This is a genomic window from Saccharothrix isguenensis, assembly GCF_052936305.1.
In genome coordinates this window covers 3,977,395-3,995,821 of sequence record NZ_CP193626.1, presented here as the reverse complement: position 1 = coordinate 3,995,821, position 18,427 = coordinate 3,977,395, and the positions used below count along the sequence as shown (strand labels likewise).

Below are 18,427 nucleotides of genomic sequence, written 5' to 3'. Positions count from 1 at the left end.
GAGGGACACGGAGACGGTGTCGAACGCGTCGGCGATCCGCTGTTCGAGCTCCGTGGTCGGGCCGTCCAGGAGGGTGCCCGGCCGGACCCCGGTCGGGCATGCGGCGCAGCACCGCGTGCGGGTCGCGGCGGAGCCGGTAGTGCTGGACCAGGGAACGGCGGGTTTCGGAGACCGTGGCCGGAGTCGGGTGTCGTCGCCGAACGGTGTGCAACGGGTTCCACCAGTCATGTGACGGATTCACGGCGTGGCCGCCGCGCTTAGCGTCGCGGTATGGATCTGACCCGTGCCGATGCCGGACTCGTGCTCGTCAGCGACGGCCGCGTGCCGTTCGAACCCCGCCCCGGCGGTCTGCTGGACGTGCGGTGGCTGGAGCCGCTGGAGGGAGGTGGCGCGGTCACGTACTCCCAGTGGTCCTGCCCTCCCGAGGTGGGTGGCGGCGTGGTCTACCGCCGTTACCGGTCCGTCGGCCTGGCCTCACCGGACCGGCCGGTGGGGTGCGTGGTGCTGGTGTCGGTGGAGTTCGACCGGCCCGGTCTCGCCGAGGAGTGGGTCGACCTGGTGCTCTCGGCGTTGGCGGCCGAGGAGGAGCCCGACCGGGGCGGGATCTCCGGGCACTTCCACGTGAGCGCGGACGGGACGCGGGTGCTGAACTACGCGGAGTGGACGTCGGCGCAGGCGCACCGGGACGCGTTGTCGCGCGGCGACGGCGCGGTCGGGGTGTCGGACCTGTGGCGACGTGTGCGGTCGTTCACCGGTCTCAAGGTGAGCGACGTTCGGCGTTACGGGGTCGTCGCGGGGTGACCGGCCGTCGATACTGGCCGCATGGGTAAGACCTACGAACGGATCGACGGGCGTCTGCGCGAGTTCATCGAGGCGCAGCCGGTGTTCTTCACGGCCACCGCGCCGCTGGCGGCGGACGGGCACGTGAACCTGTCGCCGAAGGGCCGCAAAGGCACCTGGCGGGTGCTGGACGAGCGGCGGGTGGCATACCTGGACTTCGGCGGCAGCCACGCGGAAACCATCGCCCACCTGCGGGAGAACGGCCGGATCACGCTCATGTGGTGCGCGTTCGACGGTCCGCCGAACATCGTCCGGGTGCACGGGACGGGTGAGGCGGTGTTCCGGGACGACCCGAGGTTCGCCGAGCTGGCGGCCGGGTTCGGTGACGCGGACGGGCCGGCGTTGCGGGCGATCGTGGTGGTCACCGCGAAGCTGATCAGCGACACCTGCGGGTTCGCCGTGCCGTTCATGGACTACCGGGAGGAGCGGACACTGCACGAGGACTACTTCGCGCGCCGCTCCGACGAGCAGTTCTCGGCGTACTGCGACAGCAAGGACCACGTCGCGGTGAGCCTGGACGGTCTGCCGGCCCTCCCGCTGCCCCTGCCGCCCCGCTGAACCCGCTCCCCGCACCCGCCCGGTTGACCCGCCCGGTTGACCCGCCCGGTTGACCCGCGCTGTCGAGCCGCGCCGGCGCCCGGGCCGGGCTGGGACGTGCGGGAAAAGCCGTCGGCGGAGCGGTGCCGTGTGACATGGTCTGCGCCGTGACGGACCATCTGTTCTTCTGGGGTGCCGAGGCGCGGACCGGCGCGCCGGTCGGCAAGCAGTGCCTGAGCCAGTGGTGGGAGTCGCCGTTCACGGAGGACGGGCGCACCTACCGGACGGCCGAGCACTACATGATGTGCGGCAAGGCGCTGATGTTCGGCGACGAGCACACCGCCGCCCGGGTCCTCGCGGCGCGCACGCCACGTGAGGCGAAGTCCCTGGGCCGCCAGGTCCGCGGGTTCGACGACGACACCTGGGTGGCCGGGCGCGTGGACGTCGTCGTGCGCGGCAACCTGGCGAAGTTCGGCGCGCACGACGACCTGCGCGAGTACCTGCTGGGCACCGGGGACCGGGTGCTGGTCGAGGCGAGCCCGATGGACCGGATCTGGGGCATCGGCTTGACCGAGGACGACGTGCGCGCGGCCGATCCGGCCACGTGGCGCGGTCTGAACCTGCTGGGCGAGGCTCTGATGGAGGTGCGCGACCGGCTCCGCGAGAGGTGAGCGTCACCCGGCCGTGCGTGCCGCCCGGGGTGGCACCGGGCGTGCCGCGCCGGTTGGGGCCAATCGCGGACCGTTCGGCGTATTTCGATCTACGCTATCGGAGCGGCGAGTGGCGCCGATCACCTCGGGAAGGGGGCGGTCGTGCTGGTCGAGGCTCAGCGGAACCGCGGTCCCCTGCGGCGGGTGACCGGCCTGGCCCGCAGCACGCCGGGTCGGCTGAGCCTGCTCGCCCTGCTGCTGATCGTGGTGAGCCTGCTGGTCGGGGCGTTGACCGCGCTGTCGGTGCGGCACCGGTCGGCCGCGTTGGAGGCGTTGGCCGACCGCAGCGAGCCGCTGGCGTTCGCCGCCCAGGAGGTCTACCGGGCGATGGCGGACGCCGACGCCACGGCGGCGAGCGCGTTCCTGTCCGGTGGGGTGGAGTCGACGGCGCTGCGACGGCGGTACGAGGCCGACGTGGCGAAGGCCGCCGCCGCGTTGTCCGCCGCGACCGGCGCGATCACCCGCTCCCCCGAGCTGACCGAGGCGCTGTCCACGCTGTCCGACCGGCTGCCGGTGTACACGGGCCTGGTCGAGACGGCCCGCGCCCACAACCGGCAGGGCAACCCCGTGGGCGCGGCCTACCTGCGTGAGGCGTCCACGGTGATGCGGACGCAGATGCTGCCCGCCGCGCGCGAGCTGTACGAGGTGGAGACGCGCAACGTGGTGCGCGACCTGGAGGACGCCGGGTCGCTGCCGTGGCTGGAGTTCCTGCTCGGCGCGCTGGTGCTGGTGGTGCTGGTGGTGGTCCAGCGGTACCTGACGCGCCGGACGAACCGGGTGCTCAACCCCGGTCTGGTGGTGGCGACGGCGTTGACCGCGATCTCGCTGCTGTGGGCGCTGACGGCGAGCCTGCTGGTGGTCCACGAAGCGTCGGAGAGCAAGAACGAGGCCACGCTGGTGGACCTGCTGGCGCGGGCGCGGATCGCGACGCTCACCGCGCGGGGCGACGAGACGTTGACGCTGGTCGCGCGCGGCAGCGGCGACGAGTACGAGAACGACTACCTGGACTCCGACCGGAACCTGGCCGACCTGCTGGCGCGGGCTCGGGCGTTGGAGGGGACGCCGACCCTGTCGGAGGCCGCCGCCCACCACGCGCAGTGGCAGGAGGCGCACCGCCGGATCCGGGCGGCCGACGACGCGGGCGACTTCACCGAGGCGGTGGCCTTGGCGCTGGGGCCGCGAGGTGCGGGAGCGGGCACGTCGTTCGACGAGTTGGACGCGGATCTGGTGGAGGCCATCGGCGCGGCGCGGGCGGAGCTGACGGAGGCCATCGGGCGGGCGCGGGCGGCGTTGGGCGGCACCGTGCCGCTGGTGGTGGTGCTGGCGTTGCTGACGGCGGCGGCCTCGTCGTTCGGGTTGTGGCAGCGGCTCAAGGAGTACTGGTGAAGGCCGCGGTGACGGCGTTGCTCGCCGTGGTGCTCGCGGCGTGCGCGCCGGTGCCCAGCAACGCGCCGCCGATCGGTGGCGGTTCGGCGGTGCTGCCGCGGCCGGCGGACGTGGTGGAGCTGACCGCGCCGCCCAGCTCGCCGGCGGTGCCGCCCGCGTCGTGCGACCCGACGGCGAGCCTGCGTCCGACGGGTCCGCTGCCCGAGCCGGGGCGGATGCCGGCCGGGTCGACCATGGCGCGGATCCAGCAGCGGGGGCGGCTGATCGCGGGCGTGGACCAGAACACCTATCAGATGGGGTTCCGCAACCCGTTCTCCGGCAGGTTGGAGGGCTTCGACGTCGACATGGCGCGTGAGGTCGCGCGGGCGGTGTTCGGCGACCCGGACGCGATCCAGTACAGGGTGCTGAACTCCGAGCAGCGCATCCCGGCGCTGGAGGACCGGGAGGTCGACATCGTGGTGCGGACCATGACGGTGACCTGCGAACGGTGGCAGCGGGTGAACTTCTCCACCGTCTACTACCACGCCGGGCAGCGGGTGCTGGTGCCGTCGAACTCGGACGTGACGGGCATCGAGTCGCTGGGCGGGAAGCGGGTGTGCGCGACGAAGGGGTCCAGTTCGCTGGTCAACGTGGCCGCCGCGCCGTCCGGGCCCATAGCGGTGTCGGTGCCGAACTGGACGGACTGCCTGGTGCTGCTCCAGCAGGGGCAGGTCGACGCGATCTCCACCGACGACACGATCCTGGCCGGGTTCGCCGCGCAGGACCCGTACACGAAGGTCGTGGGGCCGAAGTTCACCGACGAGCCGTACGGGATGGCTGTCCCGAAGGCGGACGAGGGCTTCGTGCGCTTCGTCAACGCGCTGCTGGAGCGGATGCGGGCGGACGGCACGTGGGCGCGGATCCACCAGCGGTGGCTCGGCCCTCCCCCGCCTCCTCCGGCCCCGGTGTACCGGGACTGACCGGGGCCGACATGGACGGACGCGACAGCGGGGCACTCGACGGGCTGCGACGACGTTCTCGGGATGTGGCGGAATCGGACATCCCCGGATCGGACGTCGCGGAATCGGAGACGCCAGCGCTGCACCCGCACGCGTGGAACGCGATGTTCGGCGCGCCGTGCGACCTGAACGGGGGCAAGATCGCGGTGCCGGCGAGGACGGAGGCCCCCGGATGAGCCCGATGAGGACGTGTCCACGAGCCGGGTGCGGCGGCGCGGTCGACGCCGACGGGTTCTGCGACGTCTGCCGTCGGGAGGCGCCGGTGCTCGCCCCCACCACTCCGACTCCGGCACCCGACGCCGCACTCCCGCGCGACACCGGTCCCACGTCCGCCCCCGGCTCCGCTCCCAGCGCCTGCCCCGACAGCGGCCCCGACAGCGGCCCCGACAGCGGCTCCGACAGCGGGCCGGCGACCAGTGTCTACGGCGGACCGCAGGCCGGTCGGGACGGCGGGACCGACAGCGGCCGCGCCACCATGCGGGACAGCGGCCCCGTTACCGGCGCGCACAGCGACCTTGCGACCGGACGGGACAGCGGTCCCGCGACCGGTCCCGCGACCGGTCCCGCGACCGGTCCCGCGAGCGGTCCGGGCACGGCGCCGTGGGCAGGTGGCGCGGGCGTGGGGGGTGTCGGTGGTTCCGGAGGCGCCAGGGGGTCGGCCGGCTCCGGCGGGTCGGGGGCGCGGACTCGACGGGCGTCGGGGGCGACACCTTCCTCGGCCCGCGGTCGGCTGGGCGCGGGGCTGGTGGAGGTTCCTCCGGTGCCGTACCGGGACCCGGCTACGGCCGTCCTGGCCAACCCGGAGGTCCCGGAGGCGAAGCGGTTCTGCTCCAGCTGCGGCAAGGCGGTCGGTCGGGGCAGGGACGGCAGGCCCGGTCAGGTGGAGGGGTTCTGCGGGCACTGCGGGCACCACTACTCGTTCACGCCGAAGCTCGCGCCCGGCGAGGTGCTGCACGACCAGTACGAGGTGCTCGGCTGCCTCGCGCACGGCGGGCTGGGCTGGATCTACCTGGCCCTCGACCACGCCGTCAGCGACCGGTGGGTGGTGTTGAAGGGCCTGCTGGACTCCGGTGACGCGGACGCGATGGCCGCGGCGATGGCGGAGCGGCGGTTCCTGGCCGAGGTGGAGCACCCTACTATCGTCAAGATCCACAACTTCGTGCGGCACGAGGACCGGGCCAGTGGCGAGCTCGTCGACTACATCGTGATGGAGTACGTCGGCGGCACGTCGGTCAAGGACATGATCGAGCAGGCGCGGGCGGACGGCACGGACACCGGGTCGCTGCCGCTGGCGCAGGCCATCGCCTACGCGCTGGAGGTGCTGCCCGCGCTGGGCTACCTGCACGGCGTGGGCCTGCTGTACTGCGACTTCAAGCCCGACAACGTGATCCAGACCGAGGAGCAGTTGAAGCTGATCGACCTCGGGGCGGTGCGGCGCATCGACGACCGGCACTCCCCCATCTACGGCACCATCGGCTACCAGGCGCCCGAGATCGGCCGGCTCGGGCCGTCGGTGGCGTCCGACCTGTACACGGTGGGTCGGGCGTTGGCGGTGATGAGCTTCGGGTTCGACTTCCGCGGCCGGCACAGGGAGTCGCTGCCCGGTCCGGACGAGCAGCCGCTGCTGCGCCGGCACGACTCGTTCCACCGGTTCCTGCGGCGGGCGACGAACCCCGATCCGGAGCGGCGGTTCGCCACGGCCGACGAGATGGCCGAGCAGCTCACGGGTGTGCTGCGGGAGGTGTTGGCGCAGCAGGACGACGTGCCCAGGCCGGGGGTGTCGCGGCAGTTCACGCCGGAGCGCCGGGCGTTCGGCACGGAGGGCGGGCCGGACCTGCGGGCGGCGGCGACGGGCCTGCCGGTGCCGCAGGTGGACACCTCCGACGCGGCGGCCGGGTTCCTGGCGACGGCGGCGACCACGGGTGACCCGGACCAGGTGGTGGCGGCGTTGCGGGCGGCGCCGGTGCAGACGGCCGAGGTGCGGTTGCAGGTGGTGCGGGCGTTGATCGAGGCCGGCCGGCAGGACGAGGCGGTCGCCGAGCTGTCGTCCGCGCCGCACCACGGCGACCCGCGCACGCCCGCGCCGGACGACTGGCGGCCCGGCTGGTACCGGGGTGTGGCGGCACTGGTGGACGGCCGCGCGGACGACGCGCGGGCCGCGTTCGAGCAGGTGTGCGACGTGCTGCCCGGTGAGGCGGCGCCGAAGCTGGCGGCGGCGGTGTGCGCGGAGGCGCAGGGCGACCGGGACGCGGCGGCCGGCTACTACGAGGTGGTGTGGCGGACCGACCACGCGTACGTGTCGGCGGCGTTCGGCCTGGCCAGGGCGTTGTCGGCGCAGGGCGACCGGGCGGCGGCGGTGGAGGTGCTGCACTCGGTGCCGGACACGTCGATCCACCACGTGGCGGCGCAGGTCGCCGCGGTGCGGACGCAGTTGGCCGGTGGGACGTTGTCGGATGTGATGGCGGCCGGTGCGCGGCTGTCGGGGTTGGAGTTGGACGTGGCGAGGCGGGCCGGGTTGACGGCGGAGTTGCTCCGCGTGGCGTTGGAGTCGTTGCCGGGCGACGGTGCGCCGCCGGCGGGGAAGGTGATGGGCTGCGAGTGGAGCGAGCCGGGTCTGAGGGCGGGTCTGGAACGCTGCTACCGGCAGTTGGCACGGTTGGCGGACACACCGGAGGAGCGCATCGCGCTCGTCGACCGCGCGAACGCGGTCCGGCCCAGGACGTTGGTGTAGTGATGGAGTCTTGTCCCGAGTGCGCGTCGCCGGTGACGTCGAAGGACCGCTTCTGCGAGGCGTGCGGGCGCAACCTGCGGGTGCAGCGGACGCCGGTGGGCGGTCCGGGCGCGCAGTGGCCGCCGATGTGCGCGTGCGGTGGCGAGGAGTTCGACGCGGACGGGTTCTGCGAGGCGTGCGGGCGGGCTCGGCCCTCGGCGCGGGACCGGGTGGAGTTCGTGCTGCCGGGTGTGGCGGGGGTGAGCGACCGGGGCAGGCGGCGTCGGCGCAACGAGGACTCGATGTCGTTCGGGCGGGTCCGCGGGCGTGGTGTGGCGGTGGTGGTGTGCGACGGGGTGGCGTCGTCGGAGCGGGCCGAGCGGGCGTCGCAGACGGCGGTGGACACGGCGGTGGACGTGCTGCTGACGGGGTTGCAGTCCGGCGCGGACGCCGAGAAGACCACCGGGGACGCGGTGGTGGCGGCGAACGACGCGGTGAGCCGGTTGGCGCGGCCGGAGGCGGCCGAGGTGGCGCCGTCGTGCACGTTCGTGTCGGCGGTGGTGACGGACGAGGTGGCGACGGTGGGCTGGGTCGGCGACAGCCGCGCCTACCTGGTGGCCGGTGCGGGTGCGGCGCGGTTGACCACGGACGACACGTGGGCGGCGCAGCTGGTCGCGGAGGGTGTGCTGACCGAGGAGGAGGCGCTGACCGACCGGCGGGCGCACGTGCTGTCGCGGTGGTTGGGCGCGGACTCGGGGGTCGAGGCGCCGCAGACGGTGACGTTCCGGGTGGAGACGCCGGGCCTGCTGGTGCTGTGCAGCGACGGGCTGTGGAACTACGTGCCGGAGCCGGAGGACCTGCTGGCGGTGCTGCCGCGCGGGCTGCCGCCGGTGGAGGTCGCGCGGGAGCTGGTGGACGTGGCGTTGAAGGCGGGCGGGCACGACAACATCACGGTGGTCGTCGTCCAGCTGCGGGGTGGGCACGGCGCCTGAGTGCGTGGTCGGGGTGGTCGGGACGAGTGCCCGCCGGTGGGCCGCGGTCGCGTGCGGCTACCGGTGCCCGACGCCGGCTGGACCGGGCACCCCGCCGTGGCCACCTCTCGGGACCGGCTTCCCCGCGCGCGGGCGGGCGACCACGGCGGGGTGACCGGAAGCCGGGAAGACTGCTGATTTCATCGTGGAACCTGGTTGTGGGTGGGGCGCGTGACGTCCGGTTCCCGGCGCTGGAAATCTCTGGAGGCGTGATGGCCGACGCGGTCGACCTCGTGTTGGCGCAGTGGTCCGCGCAACGCCCCGACGTCGACACCTCGCCGATGGCGGTGCCGGCCCGGGTGACGAGGCCGGCGCGGCTGCTGGAACGCGGGCAACCGTTTCGGCTACTGCGTGCGACGAAGCGCGGTCGACTACACCGAGACGGTCGAGGAGCATCCGGCCCCGGCGTCGAATCCGTCCGGAACTGCGCCGCGTTCCTCGCGAGGGGCACGAGCTCGTGCGGTTGACGCGCGGCGAGCGCACCCGAATGGGCGCCCAGCTCGAACCGCGACCGTGCGCACGGTCGGGCAGGCCCTCATCGGTGTCCGCCGTGCCGGTCGGCGGCAAAGCAGGGTTTCAGCACGTCGCTCGGCGCGCCGAGCGGTAGGCCCGGTGTGCGGTTGGCCCGGCACCCGAAGACCACTGTGGGACGGCGCCCGAAGGCCGCCGTCCCACAGCGGTCACGTCTTCGGTTCGGGTAGGCCGATCAGGAGATCTTGAAGGAGTTGGCGCGGTTGTCCATCGCCCCCAGGCCGCCGGCCGAGTCCAGCCATGCGCTGGCCGTGCCGGACAGGTTGTTCCCGTCGTACAGCCTGACGTCGCAGGAGTTGTAGGTCCGCACCGAGCTGACCTGGTTGGCCGAGGTGCCGAGGTTCGCCCCACCCTCGTTGTCGGTCGTCGACGTACTGCAACCGACCTGGTAGGCCGGGTTGAAGACCACCACCTGCGAGCCGCCGAAATTCGGTTCGAAATAGAGCCGGGCGACAACCAGGCCATCGCCCGGTGAGCCCGACTGACATCCGAAGGTATTGTCCCGGACCGCGCAGTACAAGATCGCGTTGACGCCCGGCTCGGCGGCCACATCCGACACCAGGACCGGCGTGGCGCTACTTACTGCCTCGATCTGGATTCCCGTTGTCCCGGCGGTAGGTACCGCAGCCCCCACCGGACTGGCCGTGACCACCAGTGCCGCCACGCTGGCCGCCGCAGCGACCAGGCCGACCGCGCCGCGTTTCCAGGAAACAATCACGGCGCTTTCCTCCCTCGAATGGAATCCGGGTGCGGATCCGCCGCAATTGAAGCACATGGCTGTTCGGAAATGTATGCGTCCAAAAGTGGGGGAAGCCCCTGTGTCCCTGTCCGCAATCTTGCGCATCAAGAGGGCGCGAGACGGCCGGTTAGTTAGTCCTGAGGCGAGATTCGGGCGCGCAGGTATACCCGAATTGGCTAACGGCCTTTGATTCCAAGGGTTGCCGACTCGTCCGGTGGCCGTGACCATGGAAGCGGTGGCTGTGCAGGGTCGGCGATCACCGACCGGATCGACCGGATGGTGGCCAAGGACCTGGTGGAGGGGGTCGCGGACGCGGACGACCGGCGGGTGGTGTGAATCAGGCTCACCGACCGGGGCCGGCGGCTCGTGGACGGGATGCCGGCCGAGCACGTGGAGCTGCTGGAGAAGTGCGAGTAGCCCCGCTCCGGGTTGATCCCCGCGTACGTCGCCTCGGCGGCGCGGCCGCGGATCGCGAACTCGGTCATCCGGCCGACCGCTACGCCCCCACCCGGCCCGCTCCACCGGATTCGGGGACGTCAGCGGGGCACGGCGTCGAGGGCCTTGAAGATCCGCTTGTCGGAGACGCTGTAGCGGGTGCCGATGGTCTGGGCGAAGTAGCTCAGCCGCAGTTCCTCGATCATCCACCGCACCTCGTCCAGCTCCTCGTGCGGTTCGTCGGCGGGCAGGGCGGCGCGCAGCTCCCGGTACTCGCCGTGCACGGCGTGGACGCGGTCCATCCACTCCTGGTCGCGCCGCACGTTCTCGGGCAGCTTCTCCAGCCTGCGAGAGATGCCCTGCAGGTAGCGGTGCACGTCGGTGAGCCGCTCGGCGCCCGCCTCCGTGACGAAACCCTTGTGCACCAGCCCGGCGAGCTGGGCCCGGACGTCGGCGAGCGATTCCTCGAACACCGGGCCGCGGACCCCGTTGAGGCGCAGTTCGACGTCCTGCGCGGCCTCCAGCACCTTGCGGACCTTGTGCACCACGTCGAACGTGGTCTCGCCCAGGCCCCTCCGCACGGTGTCGGTGAGCTTCGCGAACGCCGACTCGTCCCACACCGGTCCGCCGGCGTCGCGCAGGAGCTTGTCGACGGCGGCGGCGATGCAGTCGGCGAGCAGCGGCGCGACGCCGCCGTGCGGGTTGCGGGTCAGGGCGAGCTTCTCGGCGTTGTTCAGGCCGCGTTGCAGGGTCTTGACCGGTGACGGCACGTTGAGCAGCAGCAGTCGGCGGGTGCCGCGCCACATGGCCTGCCGTTGGCGTCCGGGCGTGTCGAGGATGTCCACCGCGACCGTGTTGCCCTTGTCGACGAGGGCCGGGTAGGCGGTGACGACGATGCCGGACTGGCGTTGCTGCACGGTGCGCGGCAGGTCGCCGATGGTCCACGTGGTGAGGCCGGTGCGGGCGAGGTCGCTCGCGGCGGCGGCCAGGGATTCCCGCAGCCGCCCCTGGAGCTTCGCCTTCAACGCGGCGAGGTCCTTGCCGCGGGCGAGTTCACGGTCGTCCTCGCCGAGGACCCGGAACGTGAGCTTGAGGTGTTCGGGGACCTGGTCGAGCTGCCACTCGTCGCGGGGCACGACGACGCCGGTCAGCCGGCGCAGCTCGCGTTCCAGGGCGGGCAGCAGGGGTTCGTCGGGGTCGATGCCGGTGAGGGCGGCGGCGGCGACGTCGGGCACGGGCACGAAGTTGCGGCGGACCGGTTTGGGCAGCGACCGGATGAGGGCGACGACGAGTTCCGTGCGCAGTCCGGGGACCTGCCAGGACAGCGAGTCGTCGGGCAGGGCGGTGAGCGCCGGCAGCGGCAGGTCGACGGTGACGCCGTCGACGGCCGTGCCGGGTTCGAACCGGTAGGTCAGCGGCAGGGTCAGGTCGCCGCGGCGCAGTTCGTCGGGGTAGGCGTCGGGGGTGACGGCGGCACGGTCGTTGACCAGCATCGCCTTGTCGAACGTCAGCAGGTCGGGCTGGGTGTGGCGGGTCTTCTTCCACCACGTGTCGAAGTGCCGGACGGACACGACGTCGGCGGGCACGCGCTGGTCGTAGAACTCGTAGACGGTCTCCTCGTCCACCACGATGTCGCGGCGGCGGGCCCGGTTCTCCAGCTCCTCGACCTCGGCGAGCAGTTCCCGGTTGCGGTGGAAGAACTTGTGGTGGGTGGTCCACTCCCCCTGCACCAGGGCGTGCCGGATGAACAGCTCGCGGGACAGCTCGGGGTCGATGCTCCCGTAGTTCACCTTGCGGGCGGCCACGATCGGCACCCCGTACAGGGTGACCTTCTCCATGGCGACCACGGAGCCGCGCTTGGCTTCCCAGTGGGGTTCGCTGTAGGTGCGCTTGACGAGGTGCCCGGCGAGCTTCTCCGCCCACTCGGGTTCGATCCTGGCGACGGTGCGGCCCCACAGCCGCGAGGTCTCCACGAGTTCGGCGGCCATCACCCACTGCGGTGGTTTGCGGAACAGCGCGGAGCCGGGGAAGATCGCGAACTTCGCGTTGCGGGCGCCCAGGTACTCGGCCGAGGCGCGCTTGCCCGGATCCCGCTTCGGCACGTCCTTCACACCGATGTGGGACAGCAGCCCGGACAGCAGCGAGACGTGCACGTTGCGCGGGTCGGCGGGCTCCTCGTTGACGTGCACCCCGAGGGTCTTCGCGACCTGTCGCAGCTGCTGGTAGATGTCCTGCCACTCGCGCACGCGCAGGTAGTTCAGGAACTCGTTGCGGCACAGCCGGCGGAACTGGTTGGACGACAGGGCCTTCTGCTGCTCCCGCACGTACTGCCACAGGTTGAGGAACGCGGTGAAGTCCGAGTCGGGGTCCTTGAACCGGCCGTGGAACTCGTCGGCGGCCTGCTGCTTGTCCGACGGCCGTTCGCGCGGGTCCTGGATGGACAGCGCGGCGGCGATGACCATGACCTCGCGGACGCAGCCGTTGCGGTCGGCCTCGATGACCATGCGCGCCAGGCGCGGGTCGACGGGCAGCTGGGCGAGCTTGCGGCCCAGCGGGGTCAGCTGCTTCTCGGCGGGCAGCAGCGCGCCCAGCTCCTGGAGCAGCTGCACGCCGTCGTTGATGTTGCGGGCCTCGGGCGGGTCGATGAACGGGAACGCGGCGATGTCGCCGAGCCCGATCGACGTCATCTGCAGGATGACCGAGGCGAGGTTGGTGCGCAGGATCTCCGGGTCGGTGAACTCGGGCCGCGCGTCGAAGTCGTCCTCGCTGTACAGGCGGACGCAGATGCCCTCCGACACCCGGCCGCAACGGCCCTTGCGCTGGTTGGCCGACGCCTGGGAGACGGGTTCGATGGGCAGCCGCTGCACCTTGAGGCGGTGGCTGTAGCGGGAGATGCGGGCGGTGCCCGGGTCGACCACGTACTTGATGCCCGGCACGGTCAGCGACGTCTCGGCGACGTTGGTGGCGAGCACGACGCGGCGGGCGGTGTGCGGCTGGAACACGCGGTGCTGCTCGCCGAACGACAACCGCGCGTACAGCGGCAGGATCTCGGTGTTGCGCAGCTCCAGCGCGGCCAGGGCGTCGGCGGTGTCGCGGATCTCGCGTTCGCCCGACAGGAACACCAGCACGTCGCCGGGTCCTTCGGCCTGCAGTTCACGCACGGCGTCGCAGACGGCCTGGGTCTGGTCGCGGTCCGGGTCGGCGTCCGGGTCGTCGGGGTCCACGATGGGCCGGTAGCGGACCTCGACGGGGTAGGTGCGGCCGGAGACCTCGATGATCGGGGCGTCGCCGAAGTGCCGGGAGAACCGCTGCGGGTCGATGGTCGCCGAGGTGATGACGACCTTCAGGTCGGGCCGCTTCGGCAGGAGCTGCTTGAGGTAGCCGAGCAGGAAGTCGACGTTGAGGCTGCGCTCGTGGGCCTCGTCGATGATGATCGTGTCGTAGCGGGACAGCAGCCGGTCGGTCTGCAGCTCGGCCAGCAGGATGCCGTCGGTCATCAGCTTGACCAGCGTGTCGTCGCCGGACTGGTCGGAGAACCGGACCTTGTAGCCGATGGCGCTGCCCAGTTCGGTGCCCAGTTCGTGCGCGACGCGTTCGGCGACGGTGCGGGCGGCGAGGCGGCGGGGCTGGGTGTGGCCGATCTGCCCGAGCACGCCGCGGCCGAGTTCGAGGCAGATCTTGGGCAGCTGGGTGGTCTTGCCGGAGCCGGTCTCGCCGGCCACGATCACGACCTGGTGGTCGCGGATGAGCGCGGCGATGTCGTCCTTGCGGGCGCTGACGGGCAGCTCGGCCGGATAGGTGATCTTCGGCACGCCCTCGCGGCGCAGCGCGACCCGCAGGCCGGCGGCCTCCACGTCGGCCTCGATCTCGGCGAGGACGGCCGCGCGGGCCTCGCCGTCGCGGACCTTGCGCGCGCCGTCGAGCCGGCGACTGAGCCTGCGCTGGTCCCGCGGCATCAGTCCGGACAGGCGTTCGCGCAGGTCAGCGTGAGACATCGGGTTCATTTGGGGTAGAGGATATCCGGGCGGGACGGGTGGGGCCGCCGATTATCCGGCGGGCAGGAGCGCGAGTTGACGGGACTGGGCGACGAGCTGCCCGGTGGCGTCCCACAGTTCGACGTCCTCCTCGTGGTGGCCGCCGACGAGGTAGCGGGTGGTGACGCGGGCGGCGAGCCACCCGGAAGCGGGACCGGAAGCGGGACCGGCCGCTGCGGGCCGGGCGCGCACGTGCACGGTGAGCTCGACGGTGGTGGAGTCGGTCTCGCCGAGTTCGAGGACGGCGGGCGCGGCGGAGTCCACCAGCGACGCGAGGCTCGCCGTGTCGGCGGGGCGGCCGTCGGCGAACCGGATCCAGAACTCGGTGTGCGGGGTGCCGGTCGGGCGGCCCTGCGCCCAGCCGTGCGGTTTGGGCGCGCGCAGGTCGACGCGGTCGGCGACGGTGATGTCGGACCGGAACGCGTCGCCGTGGACGTCGACGCACTCGTCGGGCGGCGGCAGGTCGGGGGCCTCCCCGAGCACCAGGGTGCGGCCCGTGGCGGCGCCCAGGTCGGCGTAGGACGCGACGACGCGGAGAACTTCACGGTCCCCGCAGCTCAGGCGCGCCTCGCCGGTGGACAGCCTGCGGCCTGTGCGCACCACCTCGGTGTCGACGCGGACGGGGCCGACGACACCGGGCCGCAGGTAGTGCGCGCTCACCACGAGCGGGTCGGGGTGCGGCAGCACCTCGCCGAGCGCCCGCAGGCAGAACGCGACGAGGTAGCCGCCGTTGGGACGCCCGCCCGGGCCGCTCCACCGGTCGGTGAGGTGGGCGGTGAACCGCCCGTCCCCCGCCGCCTCGACCCGCGTGTCGATGTCCCACTCATGCATGGGGATCACCCTAATGGGCGCTACCCGTCAGTAGCTCACGTGGTCGTGCGGAGATCCGCCACCACGGTCGCCAACTGCGCCATGAGCTGCCGGTGCAGCCGCGGACCGAAGCTGACCCGCGCCGCACCCAGCTCCGCCGCGGTCGGCGGACCCGCGTCGTGCCCGACGTTCACCGGCCGGCCACCGACCGCACGCACGAAACGCGCGACGTCGACGGCGGGCAGGCCGATGGGGAACACGCAGTCCACGCCCGCCTCGAAGTAGGCCAGCGCGCGCCGCACGCACTCGTCGAACGACATGTCGCCGTGGATGTGCACGTCGACCCGCGCGTTGATCACCAGATCCGGGTCCGCGGCGCGCACGGCGGCCAGGAAATCGACCTGCTCGGAGACCCCGACCATCGCCGTCGTGGCCGGATCCGAGTCCTCCAGGTTGCAGCCGACCGCACCCGCCTCCGCCAGCCGCTCCGCGATCCGCGCGGGCGGCAGGCCGTAGCCGCGTTCGACATCCGCCGTCACCGGCACGTCCACGGCGGAGACCACCCGGCGGACCGCCGCGAACGCCTCGTCGGCGGGCATCCCGTGCCCGTCGGGGTAGCCCAGCGCGGCGGACACCGCGGCGCTGGCCGTCGCCACCGCCGGGTGGCCCGCGTCGGCGACGACCCGCGCCGACGCGGCGTCCCACACGTTCGGCAGCACCAGCGGGTCACCCGGCACGTGCAGCGCCCGCAGCGTGCGCGCCGCGGTCGCCTCGACTCTGCTCACATCGACTCCCGTCGTGGCGTTGATCAACGCCACGACCCTACGGCGTGGAATCCACCGCCACCCCGAACTCCCCGTCCACCACGGAGGACGGCGTGGACGTGTGCTCGTGGGCGATCCGCCACGCGCCGTCGACCAGCCGCAGGCACACCGTGGACCGGAACCACAGGTCGAACGCCTCCGTGCCGCCCTGCGGGACGGCGGACATGCGGTTGAGGCTGTGGCAGAACGCGACCCCGCCGTCGACGGCGACCTCCAGCTCGCGCATCTCGTAGTCCAGGGCCGTGGCGAACGTCGCGAACCAGGCCCGCATCGCCTCCGGATCGGTCACCTCGGGCGCGGTGTGCTTGAGCGGAGGAACCATGGTGAACGCGACCGCGTCGGGCAGGTAGTCGGCGACGAGGCGGTCGGCGTCACCCGTGCGCATCGCGGCGGCCCGCTCCTCGATCAGGTCACGGACCCGGACGTGCTGGCTCATGAGGGTGTTCCTCCCCGGTGGGACACCCCCGTCGGGTGCCTTCCACTGGTGACGTAGAAGCTGGCTGGGCATTCTCGACATCCCCGGGCCGGAGTTTTTCGGAGGTTCTGGCGAAGTACCTCGTCCTGATCTACAGCAACCCCGAGCCCCGCGCAGCCCGGAACCGCGCGACCGACCCGGAGGTCGACCGCGTGGCCGACCACGGGACCGGCCCCCTGTCGCGGGAGCTTCCGCCGCAGCTCCTCAGCAGCGCGCTGGTGCGCCACCACGGCGGGTCGACGCGTGCGACGACGCCGTGCAGGAAGCCCCTGCTCGCTGCGGCCGGCCAGTGCCCCGTCGCCGGCCCCCCGGACAACCCGAAAGGGTGGCTCGTGACGCGGCGCGCCGGCGCACCGATGTGGCGCACCGAGATGTGGCGGGCCCACACGGCACCCCGCCGGCAGCAGACGGCGCTCGACCCGCACAGGGGTCGTGCGGTTGCGCCCCACAAGCCGCCGTTCGGCGGATGGCGAATTGGCACCGAGCCCGATGAGCTTGACCACGCGATGCGTCGGGGGACCCATCGAGGGGGAGTTGGCTTGTTCCGACCCGTGCCGGTGCCCGTGCTGCCACCCAGCACCGCACTGGCCGACCTGGCGACCGCGGGCGACCACCACGCGTGGCTCGCGGGCACCACCGGCGTGTTCACCAGCCGCCCCTCCGCACCCCTGGTGCTGAGCTGGACCGGCGAGACCTGGCGAGAGGAAACGCTACCCGCCACCCCCGCCGCCGCGAGCCTGTCCGGCGTGGCCGCCACCGCACCCGACGACGTGTGGGCCGTCGGCAACAGCGCCGGCCGCCCCCTCGTGCTGCACTTCGACGGCACCACCTGGCACACCGTCGACACCCCACCCATCACCTGGGCCAAAGCCGTCACCGCCGTCACCGACGGCCAAGTGCACGTCGTCGGCACCGGCCGCGACACCCTGCACTACGACGGCGCCACCTGGCACCTGCGCACCGCCCTGTCCTCCGCCCGCGAAGCGCTCCACACCATCACCGCCACCGGACCGCACGACGTCTGGGCCGGCGGCGGCGGCCTCGCCGGAGCCGGAGTCGCCACCTACGGCTACCCCGTCCTCACCCACTGGGACGGCCACACCTGGACCGACGTCACCGGCCCCAGACTCGAACGCGGCCACATCGCCCGGCTCGCCGCCGCCGCACCCGACGACCTCTGGCTCGGCCACGTGCGCGACACCGAAGGCTTGCGCGTGCACCGCTGGAACGGCGACACCTGGACCGCCGTCCCCCCACCCACCGACACCGGCCGCCTCAGCGTCCACGGCGTCGCCACCGGCTGGACCTGGGGCGTGCGCGCCACCCGCCACTCCTTCGAGACCAGACCGGCCTTCCACCGCTGGAAAGACGACACCTGGACCGCCGTGGCCCTGCCCGACGACCTCGCCCGCACCTCCGCCTCCCACGTCGGCCTCGCCACCACCGGCGCCACCACCTGGGCCTACCTGAAAACCGCCGCCGGCGTGCACGTCCTGCGCCACACTGACTCGTGACCTTCCGCCTCACCGTCCTGGGCACCGCCACGCCCTACCCGCGCCCCGGCAACCCCTGCTCCGGGTACCTCCTGCGCACCGAACACACCGCCGTGTGGGTCGACGCAGGCCCCGGCACCCTCGCCGAACTGCAACGCCACCACCGGCCCGACCTCCTCGACGCCGTCTGGATCTCCCACACCCACGCCGACCACGCGGCCGACCTCCTGCCCTACTACTACGCACTGCTCTTCGCCGGAGAACAACCGCACAGACCCATCCCCCTCTACGGCCCACCCGGACTCGCCGAACGACTCGAAACCTTCCTCGCCGGAGCCGACCACAACCCGGCCGCCGCCGCCTTCGACGTCCACGAACTCCACGACGGCCACCACACCGACATCGGCGACATCACCCTCACCAGCCACGCCGTCCACCACGGCCTGCCCGCCTTCGGCCTGCGCGCCACCCACGCCGACCGCGTCATCGCCTACTCCGGCGACACCGGCCCCTGCCCCGCCCTCGACACCCTCGCCGACGACGCCGACCTCCTGCTCTGCGAAGCCGACGGCACCGGACCGCACCACTGCACCCCCGAAGACGCCGCCGCCGCGGGCCGCCGCGCCGAACGACTCCTGCTCACCCACATCGGCCACACCCTCACCACCGCCGAAGCCACCGAACGAGCCCACGCCCCCGTCGCACGACCGGGTGAAACCGTGGTGATCAAGTAACACCGACGCGCCCACTCCCCCCAACCCCGTGGACACACCACGATCAACCGACGCAGTAGGCTCCCGCGTCGCCACTTCCCGAAGGCCCCGGCCCAGCCCTCCCCCGGCCCGCATTCGGACCCACCACACCCGTGAGGAAG

Annotated in this window: 14 protein-coding genes; 9 read left to right on the top strand and 5 right to left on the bottom strand. The window is 72.6% G+C overall.

Features of this window, described 5'->3' with window-relative positions:
* Window positions 1–270: 270 nt before the first annotated feature.
* The 7 genes from ACRAKI_RS18150 (at window position 271) to ACRAKI_RS18120 (ending at window position 8,173) form a co-directional block, all read left to right on the top strand.
* Window positions 271–801: a hypothetical protein gene (locus ACRAKI_RS18150; RefSeq protein WP_447008288.1), complete on the top strand. Its 531-nt coding sequence runs from the start codon at window positions 271–273 to the stop codon at window positions 799–801.
* 21 nt (window positions 802–822) lie between these two features.
* Window positions 823–1,398 (top strand): pyridoxamine 5'-phosphate oxidase family protein, encoded by a 576-nt coding sequence (locus ACRAKI_RS18145; RefSeq protein WP_447008287.1) that lies wholly within the window; start codon window positions 823–825, stop codon window positions 1,396–1,398.
* Window positions 1,399–1,544: 146 nt separating this feature from the next.
* Entirely contained in the window at window positions 1,545–2,048 is a 504-nt protein-coding gene (locus ACRAKI_RS18140) for an NADAR family protein (RefSeq protein ID WP_447008286.1), read from the top strand.
* A 141-nt stretch (window positions 2,049–2,189) separates the two neighbouring features.
* Window positions 2,190–3,473 (top strand): hypothetical protein, encoded by a 1,284-nt coding sequence (locus ACRAKI_RS18135; RefSeq protein WP_447008285.1) that lies wholly within the window; start codon window positions 2,190–2,192, stop codon window positions 3,471–3,473.
* On the top strand, window positions 3,470–4,432 hold the full coding sequence (locus tag ACRAKI_RS18130; RefSeq protein ID WP_447008284.1) for a glutamate ABC transporter substrate-binding protein: 963 nt from the start codon (window positions 3,470–3,472) through the stop codon (window positions 4,430–4,432). Before ACRAKI_RS18135 ends, ACRAKI_RS18130 begins: the two co-directional genes overlap by 4 nt.
* Before the next feature lie 799 nt (window positions 4,433–5,231).
* Entirely contained in the window at window positions 5,232–7,202 is a 1,971-nt protein-coding gene (locus ACRAKI_RS18125; protein ID WP_447008283.1) for a tetratricopeptide repeat protein, read from the top strand.
* A gap of 2 nt (window positions 7,203–7,204) precedes the next feature.
* A complete protein-coding gene (locus ACRAKI_RS18120; protein WP_447008282.1) occupies window positions 7,205–8,173 on the top strand; it encodes a protein phosphatase 2C domain-containing protein in 969 nt (322 codons plus the stop codon).
* 745 nt (window positions 8,174–8,918) lie between these two features.
* On the opposite strand, the gene ACRAKI_RS18115 is transcribed toward ACRAKI_RS18120, so the two are convergent.
* From ACRAKI_RS18115 to ACRAKI_RS18095, 5 genes are all read right to left on the bottom strand, one after another.
* Window positions 8,919–9,461 (bottom strand): hypothetical protein, encoded by a 543-nt coding sequence (locus tag ACRAKI_RS18115; protein WP_447008281.1) that lies wholly within the window; start codon window positions 9,459–9,461, stop codon window positions 8,919–8,921.
* Between the two features lie 557 nt (window positions 9,462–10,018).
* The gene (hrpA, locus tag ACRAKI_RS18110; RefSeq protein ID WP_447008280.1) at window positions 10,019–13,921 is read right to left on the bottom strand and encodes an ATP-dependent RNA helicase HrpA; all 3,903 of its coding nucleotides are present in this window, start codon (window positions 13,919–13,921) and stop codon (window positions 10,019–10,021) included.
* A 42-nt stretch (window positions 13,922–13,963) separates the two neighbouring features.
* On the bottom strand, window positions 13,964–14,782 hold the full coding sequence (locus ACRAKI_RS18105; protein ID WP_447008279.1) for a thioesterase family protein: 819 nt from the start codon (window positions 14,780–14,782) through the stop codon (window positions 13,964–13,966).
* Window positions 14,783–14,817: 35 nt separating this feature from the next.
* Window positions 14,818–15,546, bottom strand: a complete 729-nt coding sequence (locus ACRAKI_RS18100; protein WP_447008278.1) for an isocitrate lyase/PEP mutase family protein — start codon at window positions 15,544–15,546, stop codon at window positions 14,818–14,820.
* A gap of 37 nt (window positions 15,547–15,583) precedes the next feature.
* A complete protein-coding gene (locus tag ACRAKI_RS18095) occupies window positions 15,584–16,021 on the bottom strand; it encodes a YybH family protein (RefSeq protein ID WP_447008277.1) in 438 nt (145 codons plus the stop codon).
* A 578-nt stretch (window positions 16,022–16,599) separates the two neighbouring features.
* Between ACRAKI_RS18095 and ACRAKI_RS18090 the strand changes: the two genes are divergently transcribed.
* Both ACRAKI_RS18090 and ACRAKI_RS18085 read left to right on the top strand, forming a co-directional pair.
* A complete protein-coding gene (locus tag ACRAKI_RS18090; protein ID WP_447008276.1) occupies window positions 16,600–17,574 on the top strand; it encodes a hypothetical protein in 975 nt (324 codons plus the stop codon).
* Window positions 17,571–18,287 carry an MBL fold metallo-hydrolase gene (locus tag ACRAKI_RS18085; protein ID WP_447008275.1) on the top strand — a complete coding sequence of 239 codons (717 nt, stop codon included), beginning with the start codon at window positions 17,571–17,573 and terminating at the stop codon, window positions 18,285–18,287. Before ACRAKI_RS18090 ends, ACRAKI_RS18085 begins: the two co-directional genes overlap by 4 nt.
* Window positions 18,288–18,427: the final 140 nt, after the last annotated feature.